Source organism: Calidithermus timidus DSM 17022 (assembly GCF_000373205.1).
Classification (GTDB): domain Bacteria; phylum Deinococcota; class Deinococci; order Deinococcales; family Thermaceae; genus Calidithermus; species Calidithermus timidus.
Window position 1 is genome coordinate 309,821 of record NZ_KB890696.1, and the last position, 15,121, is coordinate 324,941.

Consider the following 15,121-nt stretch of genomic DNA (forward strand, 5'->3'; position numbering starts at 1 on the left):
GGGTAAGGCCGGGCTCTTAGCGTATCCCAGATTTCACACACCTGAGCCCTCAACCACCCGCCACATGTACCAAGCAGCGTGGGAACGGAAGGGGCGGAAACGCTCGCCGAGGGCCTCGAGCTCGGCCTTGGTGCTCACCCCGTATACCCGCTCGAGGCCCCTGCGCACCCCGAGGTCGAGGATAGGCCACACGTCGGGGCGACGCAGGCCGAACATCAAGAACATCTGCACCGTCCAGACCCCGATGCCCTTGACCTGGGTGAGGTGGGCGATGATCGCTTGGTCGGACCGGTGCTCGAGGCCCTCGAGGCCGCCCCCAAGGGCGAAGCGCGAGAGGTCGTGGACGAAGCTGGCCTTGGCCCGCGAGAGGCCCAGGGCTCGCAGGTCGTCGGGGTGGGCGGCGGCCAGCGCTGCGGGTTCGATGGGAAAGCGCTGCTCGAGCCGCTTCCAGATGGTCTGGGCGGCCTTGCCGGAGAGCTGCTGCCCCACGATGGAGCTGACCAGGGTGGAGTAGGCAGGCCGTACCTCGGCGGCGTGGGGCTGGAAAGGGGCCGGGCCGAAGCGCCGCTGGAGCTCGGCCATCAGCGGGTCGCCGAACTCGACCGTGCCGTTCGTGACCGCCATCTTCTGCCGCTGGGGCCTAGGCAAACTGCACCCCGGCGCAGGTGGTGACCTTGCCCTGGTACAAGAAGGTGACCTGGCGCAAAGCGGCCTCGAGGTCGAAGGGGGTGAGGGCGCTGGTGCCGTCCTCGGGCAGCACCACGTTGTACCAGCGCAGCGCCGCGCTGCCCGCCGTGTGCAGCACGCAGATGTTGGCCACCGTACCCACCACCACTACGTTCTTGATGCCCCACAGGTGCAGCAGGTGCTCGAGCTGGGTACCGTAGAAGCCGTCGTAGCGGGCCTTGCGGATGACGGTCTCCTCAGGGCGGGGCTTGAGTGCCTCCACGATCTCGGCCCCCCAGGTGTTCTGCACCACGTGGCGCGGCCAGATGTTGAACTCGGGGTCGTCCTCGGGGTGCCAGTCCTGGGTGTAGACCACCCTGACCCCAGCGGCCCTGGCCCGCTCGAGCAGCTCGGCGATAGGCGGTATGGTCTTGGGCGCGTCGGGGACGAAGAGGGCCCCCTCGGGCTCTACGAAGTCGTTCTGCATGTCTACGATGATCAGCGCACTCTCGCGGGCAGGCAGGACAACCTGGGGATGCCTGGGAATTTCTGGGACTTCAACCATAGCTCTCTCCACCCCTATTCTAAGTTGGGGGTGCGCAATGGACTTCAAGGTTTCCTGGCGCGAAGCACTGATGCTGGGCGCGACGGTGACATTGCTGGTGGCCGGGGCACGGGCCCAATCCCAGGGGCTGCTCGCGGCGCTGATGCTGGGCTTGCCCTTCGGCCTGCTGGCCACGCTGTTGTATAAGGGGCTGATGCCCCTGCTCCTGCGCAGGCTGGCTCGAGGGCGCCCCACTGAGCCGTTGAAGGACCAGCCGGAGAACAGCCATGGACCTCGAGACTGAAGCCCTGATTTGCACCCTGCACCCTATCCTTGAGCTAAAAAGCCTTAGCCGAGAGAATCCCTCTCCCGCTGGGAGAGGGGTTGGGTGAGGGAGCCATTGGCGCGTTTTGGCGTTCGGCCTGGTTACCTGCGCCCTATGAACCTCCAGGTCGCAGGCAACAGGGCGGCAGCGATGATGGCCTTGACCAGGTCGCCGATGAGGAAAGGGGTCATCCCAGCTTGCAGCAGGCCCTGGAGCCCGGTGTACTTACCGATCTGCGCCAGCATGTAGCCCAGCCAGGGCAGACCCAGCACGTAGATCAGGAGGTTGGCCAGCAGCATGGCCGCCAGGGTTTTCCAGGGGCTGCGGTCGGTACCGAAGCGCTCGACCAAGAAGCCCGCCAGGAAGGCGGCCAGGGGGAAGGCGACCAGGTAACCGGCGGTAAAGGTAACCGCGGCCCAGGTTTTACCCCCGGCGAAGACCGGGAGCACCAGCCCCTCGAGCAAGTACGCTACCAGGGCCAAAAAGCCCAGGCGGCTGCCCAAAGCCGCACCCACCAGCAGCACGCCCAGGGTTTGCAGGGTGATGGGCACAGGCTGGGTGGGGATGGAGGCCTGGGCGCACAGCGCCACGAACAGGCTGCCGCCCAGCACCAGCAGCAGGTCGCGCAGCGCGCTGCGGGTGGGGAGGAGGGTCTTGAGCAGCGGGGTGTAGGGCAGGCTTTGCGTAGGATTGGTCAGGTTCATCACTTAGCCTCCTAGTCTGCCGATGAGGGACACATCGCCAGCGGCGATTCGCTCGGTTGCGCCCTGAGACTCTACCACTAAAGCTCCGTCCTCGGCTAGGTCTAAGGCTCTGCCTCGCACTTCGCCTCTGGGCGTCCGGACCGTCACTTCTTGCCCCAGGGTAACGCTGTACTTCTTCCAGTCCTCCAGGATGCACTCGGGCTTGGAGAGGTTCTCATACTGGTTTTCCAGCTCCTCGAGGATCCGCGCAAGCAGCTCGGCACGGCTCACCGGGCCAAACTCGCTCAGCGCCGCCGCCCCTGGAGGCACCGGGGGCCGAACGTTGAGCCCTATCCCCAGGATCACCAGGCCGGGTGAGGGGGTTCCCATCCTGGCCTCGACCAGAATCCCGGCCAGCTTGCGCCCGTCAGGGGCCAGCAGGTCGTTGGGCCACTTGAGCCCGCCCAGGCCCACCGCCTCACGCAGGGCTACCCCCACCGCCAGCGGCAGCAGGGCGATGGAGCTTCGCGGGCGCAGCAGCAAGGAGAAGGTGAGGGAGGAGCCCGGCGCGCTGATCCAGGGACGACCCATTCGTCCGCGGCCCGCGCTCTGGCGCTCGGCCAGCACCACCGCTCCCTCGGGGGCTCCCTCCTCGGCCCACTGGCGCAGCACGTCCTGGGTGCTGGTGGTGTGGCCTAAGTAGCGGTAAGGCCTGCCGAAGCTTCCCCGCAGCAGGGGCTCGAGCACCTGCGGCAGGGGGGTTCCTGGCTCTACCCGTACCCCCAGGGCCTTGGAGATTTCGATGGGATAACCCTCGTGGATCAGCCGCTGCACCAGGTAGCGGGCCCGGTCGCGCTCGATACCCAGCTGCTCTCCCAGGCGCCGGCTGGGCTGGAACTGTTCGCTGAGCAGGGTCAGCAACCTTTGTTGCACGTCCTCTATATTACCGTCCCGCAACCGGAACTCCAGCCCTCCACCCTTTAGGCAACCCCAATCCGGGGCTAAGCTGTAGAGGATGCGACAAATCTTCTGGCTTCACCTGCTTGGGCTGGCCTGGGCCGCCTCGCTCTCCCCGGCGGGTACGCTCCAGGGTCACCATGGCCCGGTTGCGGCCCTGGCGCTGAGCCCGGATGGGCGAAGCTTGGCCCTGGCCGCCGATGCCTACATCCAGCTCTTCGGCGTGGATGGGCGGCCACGCGGCCTGCTGAGCGGCCATCAGGACACGGTACGCTCGCTGAGCTACCACCCCCAGGGCACCCTGCTGGCAAGCGGGGCTGCCGATAATGCCGTGCGGCTATGGCACCCCGAGTCGCGCCTGGCCCTCCGCACCTATCAGGCCCATTCGGGCGAGGTCTGGGGAGTGCGCTTCAGCCCCGACGGGCGCAGCGTGCTCAGCGGCAGCGCCGATGGGGAGGTACGGCTGTGGGACCTGGGGGGCCGAACCCTGCGCACTTACACCGCAGGAGGCTGGATCTACGGTCTGGCTTTCGCCCCGGACGGAAAGCGCTTTGCCAGCGGGGGTCTCGAGGGGGTCGAGCTGTGGCACACCCAGTCAGCCCGTCCCCTGCCCCTGCTGGGGCCGCAGGGGGTCCATTCGCTCGACTGGAGCCGCGAAGGACTGCTGGCGACGGGGGACCGCGAGGGGGTGATCCGGCTGTGGAACCTCGAGGGGCAGCCCCTGCGCCAGGTCCCGGCCCACGGCCAAGTGGTCAGCGCGCTGGCCTGGAGCCCGGAGGGCCGGCGACTCCTCAGCGGCAGCCAGGACGGCAGGATCGCAGTATGGGACGAGGAGGGCCGGCCCGTGCGAAGCTGGCAGAGCAGCTCGGTGCTGTGCGTGACCTGGAGTCCAGAGGGTGGGGTGATCAGCGGCCACGACGACGGACGGGCCCGACTGTGGAGTGCCGAGGGAAGGCTAATGCGGACCCTCGAGCCCATCGCCGCCTCGGTCAGCGCCCTGGCGCACAGCCCCGACGGGCGTTATCTGGCCAGTGGCGGGTGGGATAAGGAAGTCTGGCTGTGGGATGGCCAGGGGCGGGTGTTACACAGGCTGCGGGGGCACGAACTCGAGGTCAGCGCGCTGGTCTTCTCCCCCGACAACCGCTACCTCGCCAGCGGCAGCGCCGATGGCACCATCCGCATTTGGGAGGTCGCCAGCGGGAGGCCACTCCAGACCCTCTCCCGCCACGACGGTGGGGTTTCGACCCTGGCCTGGCACCCGGCGGGCAGAGGTTTGGTGAGCGGCGGGCGCGACGAGCTGATCAAGCTGTGGGAGTGGCGCAGCGGCAAGCTGCTGCTGGACTGGCGCGCCCACGAGTACGACGTGACAGGCCTCGCCTGGGTGGGCGAGAGCCTCGTTAGCGCCAGCGCCGACCAGAGCATCGCCTGGTGGAACATACGGGGGCAGGAGTTACGGCGGGTGTTCACCGGGCAGGGGCCACTTTACGCCCTCGCCCTCGATCCCAAAAGCGCGGTCCTGGCCACCGGCGGCCTCAAAGGAAGCATTAGGCTGTGGGAGGCGCACAGCGGGAGAGCTCTGCGCACCCTCGAGGGCCACACCAGCGCCGTGCAGGCCCTGGCCTGGAGCCCCGGCGGCCAGCTCGCCAGCAGCGGCTGGGACAAAACCGTGAGGGTCTGGAAGGCCGCGAGCGGCGCCCTCGAGCAGACCCTCGGCGGCTTCGTGCGCCCGGTCTACGGCCTGGCCTGGCCTCAATCGGGGCTGGTGGTGGGCAGTGGGACGCTGGAGCGCGGGGGGACGATGAGCGTGTTCAGGGCGCGCTAAGCTTCTGCGGAAGCTGCCAGTAGTTCGTAGCCGCGCCAAACACCCAAACCAAAATCGACCGGTACCTTCTTGCGTATCAGGCACGGCGCGGGACGTACGAGCTTCTACTCCCCCTCGAGCGGCCACGGCCGCCCGTACGCCCGCACCTCGCTGTCTTGGAAGGCGTGCGCGAGCAGCCGCTGCAGGTACCGGCCCGCCTCGGGCAACAGGCCGCTGCAGGCGGAGTGGGTATAGGCGAAGACGTAGCGCGGCCAGCGGGGGGACTGGAAGAGCACCACACAGCCCTCGTACTCTGGATAGCCGGCGTAGAACTTGGCCAGTAGGGCCTCGAGCGCCTCCCTCGCCTCGGGCAAGGCGTGCTCTTCGGGCGGACGAACCCACAGCGTCGCCACCTTGAGCGCGTTCACCGGCTCACCCCCCAGGCGTAGGGAGAGCGGGCCAGCAGTTCGGCCAAGCGCTTGGCCCCCTCGGCCAGTCGGGGGCCGGGGCGGCCCAGGTAGGCTTCCTCGAGGGGGAACACCTGTCGGTAGCGGAGGGCGGGGATGTCGAGTTGTCGCTTGAGCGCCACCTCCGGGCGCAGCTTGCGCACGCCGCACCAGGAGACGGTGATCAGGTCGGGCGCGGCAGCCTCCACCTCCTGGGGGGTCAGGGGCTTGGAGCGCACGTCCAGGTGGGCGAAGGCGTTCTCGGCCCCCAGCGCCTCGAGCAGCCCCGTCACCCAGCTACGCCGCCCCGCGGCGATCATCGGGCGCGGCCACCACTCCACCATCACCCTCGGAGGCCGCACCCAGCGCGGCAGGCTCCCCCGCGCCTGGGCGATCATCCAGCGCATGGCCTGCACCACGCGCTCCCCCTGGCGGGGCACCTCGAGCCACCCCGCCACCCGCCGGATGTCGGAATACACGTCCTGTAAGCTCTCGGGGTCGAGCACTTCGTAGGGGATCCCCCGCTCGGCCAGACCCTGCACCACGCGCTCCATGCCCGGTACGCTCAGGCTGGCGAGCACCAGGTCGGGCTCCAAGCGCTCCACCTTGTCCAGGTCGATCTGAAGATCGGGGCCAACACGAGGCAGCTGCCTGACTTCGGGGGGAAAATCCGAGTGGTCATCCACCCCCACCAACCGGTCCAGGCAGCCCAGCGCCCAGACGATCTCGGTGTTGGAGCCGGTCAGGCTGACGATGCGCATGGTCTGCATATGGCGTTCGAAGGCTTTTGCGTAGGGCGTAAGTGTGACCACCCAGCCATCGACCATCGACACCCCTATCGGCGCTTCTTGACCAGCCACTTCTCCTCGGCAAATCCCTCACGCCTGTTGACTACGCGGGCTAGGGTGAACAGCAAGTCGGAGAGCCGGTTGAGGTAACGCATGGCCTCGGCGTTGACCTCCTCGGCGCGCATCAGCTCGACCACCCTTCGCTCGGCTCGGCGCACGATGGTGCGGGCTAAATGCAGGGCTGCCGCCGCCGCGTGACCGCCGGGGTGGATGAAGCCGGTGAACCTGGGAGCCTCCTCCTGGTAGCGGTCGATGAGGGCCTCGAGCCTCGCCACGTCCTCGGCGTCGATGCGGGCGAGGTTCTTCTCGTAGGGGCCGCCGAAGCGGGTGGCGAGGTCGGCGCCGAGGTCGAAGAGGGCATTCTGGAGGTACTCGAGGTCGGCCTGGATGTCGGGGTGGGCCTCGCCCAGGGCCACCCTGGCCATCCCGATGGCGCTGTTGGCCTCGTCCACCGTGCCGTAGGCCTCGACCCTGGGGTGGTCCTTGGACACCCTCTCGGCTCCGTAGAGCCCGGTCTCGCCCCGGTCGCCGGTCTTGGTGTAGATCTTCATGGCCCCAATCTACCCCTTGCTGCACGGTCGAAGCACTGCCGCAGCGCACAGTCGCAGGCCCCAAGGTCAGTCAGGGTACACACGTCCCGCTCACGATGGCCTAGCGTAGATCCAGTTGTATGAGTCTGCCCATCGCTTTTCTGGCCGGAATGCTGTCCTTCCTCTCCCCCTGCGTGCTGCCGCTGGTGCCCACCTACCTGCTCTACCTCGGAGGCAATAAGGGCCGCCCTATCGTCAACGCGCTGGCTTTCATAGGCGGGTTCAGCCTGGTGTTTTTGATCCTGTTTGGCTTGCCGGCCACCCTTCTGGGCAGCCTGCTGGTCAGCAACAAGACCCTGCTCTCGCAGATCGGCGGGGTTGTCGTCATCGGTTTTGGGCTGATGATGTTGGGGTTGAAGCCTGCGCTTTTGAGCCGGGGTCTCAACCTGCGCTTTGGGGGTGATGCCGCCAGACCCTGGGGTGCGCTGACCTTGGGAGCGGTGCTGGCCATCGGCTGGACACCGTGCATTGGGCCGCTGCTCGGGGCTACCCTCACCCTCATCACCAACGAGGGGCGGGGCTTCGAGCTGTTGCTCGCCTACGTCATGGGCCTAGCCATCCCATTCTTGCTGGTGGCTGCCTTCACCGATCGAGCGGTGTCGCTGGTACGGAGAACCGCCCGCTACACCAAATACATCGAGCGGGGAGCCGGGGTGTTTCTCATCGCTGTCGGCTTGCTGATGGCGACCGGAACACTGACCATGCTGAATGGATTTTTTAACCAAATCACCCCAGAGTGGCTGCGGGAGCGGCTTTGAATGCCCCAGCACACCCCACAGGCGGCTGCGGCGGTCTACGGTAAGATTCTTGCGATGCTGCTCGAGGCTCAATCCCTCTCCAAGCGCTATGGTCGCGACTGGGTGATCCGCGACCTGGATTTTCGCCTCGAGCCCGGCGAGGTCGTGGCCCTGCTGGGGCCCAACGGGGTGGGCAAGACCACGCTGCTGCGGCTCTTGGCCGGGCTGGTCCGGGCCAGCGGAGGTCAGGTCAGGCGGCTGGGCAGGGTCGGGATGCTGGCCAATCCTCCGGCCTTTCACCGGCACTTCACCGGGGAGGAGAACCTGAGCTATGCACTACGGCTCGAGGGCCACACACCCAGGGCCAGCACCATCGCTGCGGCTCTGGAAGCGGTGGGCTTGCCCGCGGGCAAGGCAGTGCTAGGCTACTCCAGCGGCATGAAAAAGCGCCTGGCAATGGCCCGCCTGCGCCTCCAGCAACCCGACATCTGGCTGCTCGACGAACCCGAGGCCGCGCTCGATGCCCAAGGGCGCGAACTGCTCAAGGCCCTCCTCCTCGAGGCCAAAGCCTCCGGCGGCGTCGTCCTCGCTACCCATGACCACGGCTGGGTCCAGCGCCTTGCCACCCGAACGCTCGAGCTCTCCCCCGCCATCTGAACGCCATGCCGCCGCTTCCTGTCCGCTCAACCCGCAATCAGAGCTCAACCCTCGGCACTCGGCGTGCAACGCCGGGCGCCAGGCCTTCGACCTGCACCCCATGACCCTCCTCACCCGCATCTTCTGGCTGGCCCTGCGCGACCTCACCCTCGAGCTGCGCGGGCGCACCGGGCTCTTGGCGGCGGTGTTCTTTCTCTTCACCATGCTGCTGATCCTGGGGCTGGCCCTCGGCCCCAACCAAGGTGACCTGCGCAAGGCCGCCCCGGGCGTGCTGTGGGTGGCGCTGGCCTTCGCCGGAAGCCTGCTGGCAGGGCGGGCTTTTGGCCTAGAGGTCGAGGACAATACCCTCGATGACCTGTTGCTCATCCCCGGCAACCGCGAGTGGATCTATTACGGCAAACTGCTGTTTCAGCTACTACTGCTGCTGATCGTCGGCCTGGTGCTGCTTTTCCTTACGGCGGGACTTTTCTACTTGCCCCTTTCGGCCTTACCCGGCATCCTGGTCACGCTGGTGCTGGGAAGCGTCGGCTATGCTTCTGTGTCCACCTTCTACGCCGGGATGCTGGCCCGGTTGCGCGGGCGCGAAGCGCTGCTGCCGCTGGTGCTCTTTCCGGTAGTGGTGCCGGTGGTCCTGGCCTCGGTGCGCGCTACCGCTTCGCTGGTGGAAGGCCTGCCACCGGGCGAAGTGGCCGACTGGTGGCGGCTGTTGCTGGTCTTCGATGTCATTTACGTGACCTTGTGTGGGCTACTTTTCCCGTATGTTCTGGAAGGATAGCGCAACCGCGACGTGAGCGGGCTCGAGTGTTCACGGTAGTCCTCACATCTGTTTTGTCCGAGAATGGCGTAAGAAGATCAAGGAGACTGCCATGAGCCAAAGCAAGCGTATGGATATCCTGAGCCTGACTTCGCTGAGCCTGGGCTTACTGTCCCTGGGGATCGGCGCTTTCCTAGCCTTCACCGCCCCACCGGCCACCGAGCAGGGGCACGTTTACCGCATCATCTTCCTGCACGTGCCCTCGGCCTGGGTGGGCATGGTTTCGCTTTTCGTGGCGGTGGTCTACTCGATCCTCTACCTGGCTAGGGGCAAAGCCCGCTATGACCGCATGGCGACGGTGGTGATCGAGGTTGCGCTGCTGTTTTTGAGCCTGACCTTGATCTCCGGGATGCTGTGGGGCCGACCCACCTGGGGCGTCTACTGGACCTGGGAGCCGCGCCTGACCACCTTCGCGATCCTGTTGGTGGTTTACATCGGCTACTTCGTGGTGCGAAGCGCCATCGAAGACCCCGAGCTCAGGGCCAAAGCCTCCGCCGCCATCAGCATCCTGGGGGCGATCAACGTGCCTATCACCTACATGTCGGTCAAGTGGTGGCGTAGCCTACACCAAACCCAGACCTTCGACCTCACCACGGGCCGCAGCAACTTCGACCCTGCCATGCTTCCAGCGCTTCTGGTCAACATCCTCGCACTCAGCTTGCTGTTTTTTGCTTTCGTGAGGATCCGTGGCCTGCTGGCCGAGCGCGAGTCGGCCAAGCAAGAGTTGAGCCCTCAGGCGGGCTAATGGAGTGAAGTCATGGACAGCAGCATCCTGCAAAACCCCTTCAACCCCTTCGTGGTGTGGAGCTACGTCATCGGATACGCCACACTGCTGGGCTATTTAGGCTACTTGTTGTGGCGCTACAGGCGGGAGAAGTAAAGCAAAACACAAAAGACCGTCCGATCGTGGTTTTTGGTCTTGTCACGGAGGTTCAATTGAAGCCCAAACACATCATTGGCATCGTGGTGGTGGTAGGCGCCCTGGCTTACCTGATCTTCGGAGGGCTGGGGCGGAACCTGGTGTACTTCTACACCCCTAGCGAGTGCTTGCAAAACCAAGCCACCTGCCAGAGTCGCCAGGTGCGGCTGGGCGGGCTGGTCAAGGCCGGAACGGTGAGCTACGACAAGGACACCCTGGATTTACGCTTCGTCGTCACCGATGGCGTGAGCGAATTCCCCGTGCAGGCCAAGGGCACCCCTCCGGCCCTGTTCGGCGAGAACAGAGGGGTGGTGGTCGAAGGCCGCTTCCAAGGAGGTACCTTCGTCAGCACCAACCTGCTGGTCAAGCACTCCGAAGGCTACCAGGCCCCCAAGGAAGGTTACACGCCCGAGCAGATCCGCAAGCTGATCGAGGAGGCAAAGTGACGATCGGTACCCAAGGCCAAAGACCCAGACCCCTGAGCGCCGGCTTGTGCCCTCTGCGTATGGCGTATGGCCTTTGGCGATCCCATAGGAGGCCTACATGACCCCGGGTTTTCTGGGCGGGATGGCCCTGCTGGCCACGCTGGTCTTCTCGCTGGTGGGGCTGGTGCTGTGTGGCCTGGCCCAGTGGGCGCAGGACCGGCGCTACCTCGAGGCCGCCCGGCGGGTCGCGCCCATGAGCTTCCTGGCCGCGCTGGTGAGCTTCGGAGCGCTGGAGTGGGCCCTGCTCACCCACGACTTCAGCGTGCGCTACGTGGCGCTGCACCACTCGACCAAGGACCCGCTATGGGTGACGCTGGTGACACCCTGGGCCGCGCTCGAGGGCTCCATCTTGTTGTGGGGTACCTTGCAAACGATGTATACCTGGCTGGTCTCGAGGCGGGTAGATGCCGGGGGCGCCAGCGCCGCACCCGTCCTCGATCCCTGGCGGGCTCCGGTGGCCTTAGGGGTGCTGTTCGCCATCCAGGTCTTCTTTTTCGCCGTGATGGTCTTCGTGGCTCACCCCTTCGACGCGCTGCCCAACCCACCCGCCGACGGACGCGGCCCCAACCCCCTGCTGCAAAACCATTGGATGATGGCGGTACATCCGGTGCTGATGTATCTGGGCTTCGTAGGACTCTCGGTGCCCTTTGCCTACGCGCTGAGCGCAATGGTGGCCCGCCGCTTTCAGAGCTGGATCTTCGAGACACGCTGGTGGACGCTGGTGGCCTGGGGTTTCCTGACCGCGGCTATCTTCGCTGGAGCGTGGTGGAGCTACGAGATCCTGGGCTGGGGCGGGTACTGGGCCTGGGACCCGGTAGAGAACGCCTCCTTCATCCCCTGGCTGCTGGCGACGGCTTTTCTGCACACCACGCAGGTGCAGGAGCGGCGGGGTATGTTCAAGCCCTGGAATTTTGCTTACATCACCCTGGCTTTCGCGGCCACGGTATTCGGCACCTTCCTCACCCGCTCGGGCGTCATCCAGTCGGTACACGCCTTCGCGGACGGCCCGGTGGGTGCTCTGTTCCTGGTTTTCCTGCTGGGGGTGCTGGGGGTGGGGCTGGGCCTGCTGAGCAGGGTCAGCAGCGAAGTGCGCGACGCGGGCGAGGTGCGCTGGAAGAGTCGTGAAGGAGCCTTGTTGGCTGCTTCGCTGCTGTTTGGCACCATGGCGTTTGTGGTGGTGATCGGCACCCTCTGGCCGCTGGTGGTGGAGGCGCTGAGCGCGGCCAAAGTCTCCATCGGCGCGCCCTTCTTCAACCAGGTGTCGGCTCCCGTGGGCGTGGCTGCGCTGTTGCTGATGGGAATTGGCCCGGTGCTACCCTGGCGCAACACCGGCCCCCAAATCCGCCGCAACCTCTTCATCTTGGGCTCAGCACTGCTGGCGGGCACGGTACTAGGGCTGCTGCTGAGGCTGGCGCCGGGTGCCTCGCTTAGCCTGGGCCTGCTGGCTTACAACCTCTGCGCGGTGGGACTGATGGTCGACCAGGGGGTGAAGGAGCGCTCGAGCTCCCTGGGCATCTCGCGCTGGAAGGCTTTCCTCGAGCTCGCCTCCTCCTCACGCCGCCGCTTCGGCAGCCACATCGTGCACGTGGGTTTCGCCCTGGCCGCCGTAGCCATCGCCTTCAGCCAGACCTACCGCTTCGAGGAAGCCAAGACGCTGCGGCTCGGCCAGCGCTGGCAGAGCGCGGGGGTGGAACTCACCCTGCGCAAGGTGGGATTGGAGGAGCAGGGCAACCGCCAGTCGGTGTACGCCCTCGTCGAGATGCGGGCGGTGGACCGCCGGGGCCTGTGGGCCGACGGCACCTACATCACCCGCCTCAACTTCTACCCTCAGATGGGCAATCAGGGACTGGCCGCCCCCGACCTCAAGTACACCCCCTACAACGACTACTACCTCATCCTGCAAGCCTTCGATACCGAGCGGGGAGAGTGGGCCACGCTCAAGCTGGTGGTCACGCCGCTGGTGCTGTGGCTGTGGATCGCGGGAGCCATCATGGCCCTTGGAACGCTTTACATCCTCTGGCCCAGTCCCCAGCCTCAACGCGAGCGAGCCGCGGGAGGGGCTCCGGCATGAGGCGCTTCTGGCCGCTGCTGATCCTGGCGCTGGGTGGGCTGTTCTGGTGGGGGTTGCAGCGCCCCGACCCCAACGCCCTGCCCTCGGTGCTGGTGGGGAAGGCCGCCCCCGACTTCGCCTTGCCGCTGCTGAAGCCCTACCGCGCCGAGTGGGGTGAGAGGCTCGAGCTGAGCCGGTGGGTGGGCTCGAGGCCCATCCTGCTCAACTTCTGGGCCAGTTGGTGCCTGCCTTGCCGCGACGAGGCTCCGCTGTTGGAGCGCTACTGGCGGCAATACCGTGACCGACTCCTGATCGTGGGCATCAACGTGCAGGACAGCGAGGCCCAGGCGCTGGAGTTCATCCGCGAGTATGGCCTGAGCTTTCCCAGTGTCTTCGATCCCAAGGGCACGCTGGCGGTGGACTACGGCACCTATGGCGTTCCCGAGACCTTCGTGATCGACGCTCGGGGCAAGGTGCTGTTGCGCCACGCTGGCCCGGTGAGCGAGGGGACGCTGAGGGACATGCTGCAAAAAGTCGGGCTGGAGGCGCTGTGAGCAGCGTGGCTCGAGCCTTGCTGGGGCTGCTGTTGGCGCTTGGCCTCTCGGCTTTGGCCCAGCCGCCCTCCCCCACCCCACCCCCCGACCTCTCCCCCGAGGTCTTTCGCATCGCCAAGGGGCTGCGCTGCCCGGTGTGCCAGGGAGAGTCGGCGAGCGAGTCCAACTCCGGGGTAGCACAGGAGATGCGCCGCCTGATCGCCGAACAACTGGCCCAGGGCAAGAGCGAAGCCGAGATTCGTCAGTTTTTCGTCGAGCGCTACGGCCCCTGGATCCTCTACGAGCCCCCCAAACAGGGCCTTACCCTGTGGGTTTGGCTCTCCCCGCTGATCGGGCTGGCCCTGCTGAGCTATGGCCTGTGGCGCTATCTGACCGCCACCCGCGCCAAAGCCGCACAGGGCGACGTCTCCGAGGAAGAGATCGCCCGCCTCGAGGCCGAGCTCCTGCCGCCCGACACCCAACACCGAACGCCATGATACCCGCCTACCTCTTCACCGCCCTGCTGGTGCTGGCTGCCCTGGCCTACATCCTGCGGCCCCTGCTCAAGCCCTCCCAACCCTTCCCCCAAAGCCCGCGTCCCCAGGAGCTGCGCGCCGAGGTCGAGTTGCTGAAGAACCAAGCCCGTGAGGCCGCGGGAGAAGAGCGCAAGCGGCTGCTGGCGCAGGCGGTGCGGCTCGAGCGCGAACTCGCCGATCTAGGCCAACAGGCTCCCACCCCGCGCCCCCTCTCCCCGGCTACGCTGGCGCTGGTGGCGGTGAGCCTGCTGGCGGTGGGGGTGGGGCTTTGGCGCTTCACCGTGCCCCGCCTGCCGGGCGAGACCATCATCACCAGCCGGGCCGAGGCCGCCCGACTGCGCGACCTCGAGGCCAAAGCCCGCCAAAGCAACCACCCCGAGGCCTGGCTGGCCTACGCCAACCAGGCCTGGGAGGTGCGGGACTTCGAGCGGGCCAGCCAGGGCTATCTGCAAGTCCTCAAGCTCGAGCCGCGCAACGTGCTGGCCCTGCGCCGCCTGGGCATCCTGCTCTTCTTTGCCGGGCGCGGCGAGCAGGCCCTACCGGTGCTCGAGCTCGCCACCCGCGCCGATCCCTCCGAGCCGGAGGGTTGGCTCTTCCTGGGCAACATCTACTTCCAAGCCGGTCGTCCCCAAGACGCCATTTCCGCCTGGGAGCGCTACAAGGCCGCCGGGGGCTCGTCGCCCCAGGTGGACAACCTGATCCAGACGGCCAGGCAGCAGTTGCAGACCAGTTCGGCAGGCCAGCGGGTCTACTTGCAAAAATGCGCCGCCTGCCACGGAGCTCAGGCCCAGGGCGATATCGGCCCCGCGCTAAAGGGCAACCCCATCAGCAAAGTCTCCCAAGCCGTGAGCGAAATCGTCAGCAAGGGGCGCGGCAGTATGCCCGCCGTTCCGCTGAGCGCGGAAGAGCTCGAGGCGCTGCTGGATTACCTGAAAACGCTATGAAGCTCGAGCGTCGCGACCTCATCTGGATTATCCCCAGCGCCATCGCCGCTGGCTTTTTCGGCTGGCTTTCCTGGCGCACGATCTACATCCGCTTCCTCAAAACCGGCGTCTCGCAGCCGGTGTGGAAAGATGGGCCCAAGGTGCACGTGGCGAAGGTGAGCGAGCTGAGGCAACCCTGGGCCTTCAAGTACTTCGAATATCCACTTCAGATCGGCACGGCAGAGCGCAAGCTGCAGGCGGTGGCCTTCCGGCTACCCCAGCCGGTAGCGGGAGGCCTCGAGCTCGACGGCGCTCACTTCCTGGCCCTCTCGCGCATCTGCACGCACCAGGGCTGCACGGTCAACTTCGTGGATAACCCCGAGCTGGGCGCCATCGCCTACAACTTCCGCAGCGACCACCCCTTCCTGGGCTGCCCCTGCCACTTCGGCGCCTTCGAACCCTTGCAGGCCGGACGGGCCGTATACGGCCCACCGCGCTTTCCTTTGCCGAGGCTGCGGCTGGAGGCCGGGGATGGAGCGATCTACGCCACCGGGTATGAAACCCCGCTGCGCCCCCTCGAGCAAGGATAGTGCGCCGCCACCCACAG

20 protein-coding genes are annotated in these 15,121 nt (G+C 66.6%); 13 read left to right on the plus strand and 7 right to left on the minus strand.

The window, feature by feature from the left end; genetic code table 11:
• Positions 1-33: 33 nt before the first annotated feature.
• Together B047_RS0108050 and B047_RS0108055 are read right to left on the minus strand one after the other, a co-directional pair.
• Positions 34-624 carry a DNA-3-methyladenine glycosylase family protein gene (locus B047_RS0108050; RefSeq protein ID WP_018466449.1) on the minus strand — a complete coding sequence of 197 codons (591 nt, stop codon included), beginning with the start codon at positions 622-624 and terminating at the stop codon, positions 34-36.
• A gap of 16 nt (positions 625-640) precedes the next feature.
• Positions 641-1,231: a cysteine hydrolase family protein gene (locus B047_RS0108055; protein ID WP_018466450.1), complete on the minus strand. Its 591-nt coding sequence runs from the start codon at positions 1,229-1,231 to the stop codon at positions 641-643.
• Positions 1,232-1,268: 37 nt separating this feature from the next.
• On the opposite strand from B047_RS0108055, the gene B047_RS16530 reads away from it, so the two are divergent.
• Entirely contained in the window at positions 1,269-1,514 is a 246-nt protein-coding gene (locus B047_RS16530; protein ID WP_018466451.1) for a hypothetical protein, read from the plus strand.
• A gap of 122 nt (positions 1,515-1,636) precedes the next feature.
• Here the strand turns inward: B047_RS16530 and B047_RS0108065 are convergent, their stop codons facing one another.
• On the minus strand, positions 1,637-2,239 hold the full coding sequence (locus B047_RS0108065) for a biotin transporter BioY (RefSeq protein WP_018466452.1): 603 nt from the start codon (positions 2,237-2,239) through the stop codon (positions 1,637-1,639).
• 3 nt (positions 2,240-2,242) lie between these two features.
• On the minus strand, positions 2,243-3,151 hold the full coding sequence (locus tag B047_RS0108070) for a biotin--[acetyl-CoA-carboxylase] ligase (RefSeq protein WP_018466453.1): 909 nt from the start codon (positions 3,149-3,151) through the stop codon (positions 2,243-2,245).
• A gap of 82 nt (positions 3,152-3,233) precedes the next feature.
• Here B047_RS0108070 and B047_RS0108075 point away from each other — a divergent pair, with 82 nt between their 5' ends.
• On the plus strand, positions 3,234-4,997 hold the full coding sequence (locus B047_RS0108075; protein WP_018466454.1) for a WD40 repeat domain-containing protein: 1,764 nt from the start codon (positions 3,234-3,236) through the stop codon (positions 4,995-4,997).
• A 104-nt stretch (positions 4,998-5,101) separates the two neighbouring features.
• On the opposite strand, the gene B047_RS0108080 is transcribed toward B047_RS0108075, so the two are convergent.
• From B047_RS0108080 to B047_RS0108090, 3 genes are read right to left on the minus strand one after another with little or no spacing between them, the layout of a single operon-like run.
• On the minus strand, positions 5,102-5,404 hold the full coding sequence (locus tag B047_RS0108080) for a hypothetical protein (protein WP_018466455.1): 303 nt from the start codon (positions 5,402-5,404) through the stop codon (positions 5,102-5,104).
• The gene (locus tag B047_RS0108085) at positions 5,401-6,249 is read right to left on the minus strand and encodes a cobalamin-binding protein (protein ID WP_245533722.1); all 849 of its coding nucleotides are present in this window, start codon (positions 6,247-6,249) and stop codon (positions 5,401-5,403) included. The genes B047_RS0108080 and B047_RS0108085 overlap by 4 nt, the downstream gene beginning before the upstream one ends.
• Positions 6,250-6,257: 8 nt before the next feature.
• Positions 6,258-6,821, minus strand: coding sequence for a cob(I)yrinic acid a,c-diamide adenosyltransferase (locus B047_RS0108090; RefSeq protein ID WP_018466457.1), 564 nt, complete (start codon positions 6,819-6,821; stop codon positions 6,258-6,260).
• A 119-nt stretch (positions 6,822-6,940) separates the two neighbouring features.
• Here B047_RS0108090 and B047_RS0108095 point away from each other — a divergent pair, with 119 nt between their 5' ends.
• The 11 genes from B047_RS0108095 (at position 6,941) to B047_RS0108145 (ending at position 15,104) form a co-directional block, all read left to right on the plus strand.
• Positions 6,941-7,618: a cytochrome c biogenesis CcdA family protein gene (locus B047_RS0108095; protein WP_018466458.1), complete on the plus strand. Its 678-nt coding sequence runs from the start codon at positions 6,941-6,943 to the stop codon at positions 7,616-7,618.
• Between the two features lie 54 nt (positions 7,619-7,672).
• Positions 7,673-8,254 carry an ABC transporter ATP-binding protein gene (locus B047_RS0108100; protein WP_018466459.1) on the plus strand — a complete coding sequence of 194 codons (582 nt, stop codon included), beginning with the start codon at positions 7,673-7,675 and terminating at the stop codon, positions 8,252-8,254.
• Positions 8,255-8,354: 100 nt separating this feature from the next.
• Positions 8,355-9,029, plus strand: a complete 675-nt coding sequence (locus B047_RS0108105; RefSeq protein ID WP_018466460.1) for a heme exporter protein CcmB — start codon at positions 8,355-8,357, stop codon at positions 9,027-9,029.
• 91 nt (positions 9,030-9,120) lie between these two features.
• Positions 9,121-9,813 (plus strand): cytochrome c biogenesis protein CcsA, encoded by a 693-nt coding sequence (gene ccsA / locus B047_RS0108110; protein WP_018466461.1) that lies wholly within the window; start codon positions 9,121-9,123, stop codon positions 9,811-9,813.
• A gap of 12 nt (positions 9,814-9,825) precedes the next feature.
• Positions 9,826-9,948, plus strand: coding sequence for a hypothetical protein (locus tag B047_RS18540; RefSeq protein ID WP_018466462.1), 123 nt, complete (start codon positions 9,826-9,828; stop codon positions 9,946-9,948).
• 56 nt (positions 9,949-10,004) lie between these two features.
• A complete protein-coding gene (gene ccmE / locus B047_RS0108120) occupies positions 10,005-10,433 on the plus strand; it encodes a cytochrome c maturation protein CcmE (protein WP_018466463.1) in 429 nt (142 codons plus the stop codon).
• Positions 10,434-10,530: 97 nt separating this feature from the next.
• Positions 10,531-12,543 (plus strand): heme lyase CcmF/NrfE family subunit, encoded by a 2,013-nt coding sequence (locus tag B047_RS0108125; protein ID WP_018466464.1) that lies wholly within the window; start codon positions 10,531-10,533, stop codon positions 12,541-12,543.
• The gene (locus B047_RS0108130) at positions 12,540-13,076 is read left to right on the plus strand and encodes a TlpA family protein disulfide reductase (protein ID WP_018466465.1); all 537 of its coding nucleotides are present in this window, start codon (positions 12,540-12,542) and stop codon (positions 13,074-13,076) included. The genes B047_RS0108125 and B047_RS0108130 overlap by 4 nt, the downstream gene beginning before the upstream one ends.
• The gene (locus B047_RS0108135; RefSeq protein WP_018466466.1) at positions 13,073-13,552 is read left to right on the plus strand and encodes a cytochrome c-type biogenesis protein; all 480 of its coding nucleotides are present in this window, start codon (positions 13,073-13,075) and stop codon (positions 13,550-13,552) included. The genes B047_RS0108130 and B047_RS0108135 overlap by 4 nt, the downstream gene beginning before the upstream one ends.
• Positions 13,549-14,535, plus strand: coding sequence for a tetratricopeptide repeat protein (locus tag B047_RS0108140; protein ID WP_018466467.1), 987 nt, complete (start codon positions 13,549-13,551; stop codon positions 14,533-14,535). The genes B047_RS0108135 and B047_RS0108140 overlap by 4 nt, the downstream gene beginning before the upstream one ends.
• Positions 14,532-15,104 carry a Rieske 2Fe-2S domain-containing protein gene (locus B047_RS0108145; protein ID WP_018466468.1) on the plus strand — a complete coding sequence of 191 codons (573 nt, stop codon included), beginning with the start codon at positions 14,532-14,534 and terminating at the stop codon, positions 15,102-15,104. Before B047_RS0108140 ends, B047_RS0108145 begins: the two co-directional genes overlap by 4 nt.
• The last annotated feature ends 17 nt before the right edge of the window (positions 15,105-15,121 follow it).

Coding starts and splice junctions, on each gene's coding strand:
- B047_RS0108050 (WP_018466449.1), bottom strand. CDS start 624: ATGGCGGTCACGAACGGCACGGTCGAGTTCGGCGACCCGCTGATGGCC.
- B047_RS0108055 (WP_018466450.1), bottom strand. CDS start 1,231: ATGGTTGAAGTCCCAGAAATTCCCAGGCATCCCCAGGTTGTCCTGCCT.
- B047_RS16530 (WP_018466451.1), top strand. CDS start 1,269: ATGGACTTCAAGGTTTCCTGGCGCGAAGCACTGATGCTGGGCGCGACG.
- B047_RS0108065 (WP_018466452.1), bottom strand. CDS start 2,239: ATGAACCTGACCAATCCTACGCAAAGCCTGCCCTACACCCCGCTGCTC.
- B047_RS0108075 (WP_018466454.1), top strand. CDS start 3,234: ATGCGACAAATCTTCTGGCTTCACCTGCTTGGGCTGGCCTGGGCCGCC.
- B047_RS0108085 (WP_245533722.1), bottom strand. CDS start 6,249: ATGGTCGATGGCTGGGTGGTCACACTTACGCCCTACGCAAAAGCCTTC.
- B047_RS0108090 (WP_018466457.1), bottom strand. CDS start 6,821: ATGAAGATCTACACCAAGACCGGCGACCGGGGCGAGACCGGGCTCTAC.
- B047_RS0108095 (WP_018466458.1), top strand. CDS start 6,941: ATGAGTCTGCCCATCGCTTTTCTGGCCGGAATGCTGTCCTTCCTCTCC.
- B047_RS0108100 (WP_018466459.1), top strand. CDS start 7,673: ATGCTGCTCGAGGCTCAATCCCTCTCCAAGCGCTATGGTCGCGACTGG.
- B047_RS0108105 (WP_018466460.1), top strand. CDS start 8,355: ATGACCCTCCTCACCCGCATCTTCTGGCTGGCCCTGCGCGACCTCACC.
- ccsA (WP_018466461.1), top strand. CDS start 9,121: ATGAGCCAAAGCAAGCGTATGGATATCCTGAGCCTGACTTCGCTGAGC.
- B047_RS18540 (WP_018466462.1), top strand. CDS start 9,826: ATGGACAGCAGCATCCTGCAAAACCCCTTCAACCCCTTCGTGGTGTGG.
- B047_RS0108125 (WP_018466464.1), top strand. CDS start 10,531: ATGACCCCGGGTTTTCTGGGCGGGATGGCCCTGCTGGCCACGCTGGTC.
- B047_RS0108130 (WP_018466465.1), top strand. CDS start 12,540: ATGAGGCGCTTCTGGCCGCTGCTGATCCTGGCGCTGGGTGGGCTGTTC.
- B047_RS0108140 (WP_018466467.1), top strand. CDS start 13,549: ATGATACCCGCCTACCTCTTCACCGCCCTGCTGGTGCTGGCTGCCCTG.
- B047_RS0108145 (WP_018466468.1), top strand. CDS start 14,532: ATGAAGCTCGAGCGTCGCGACCTCATCTGGATTATCCCCAGCGCCATC.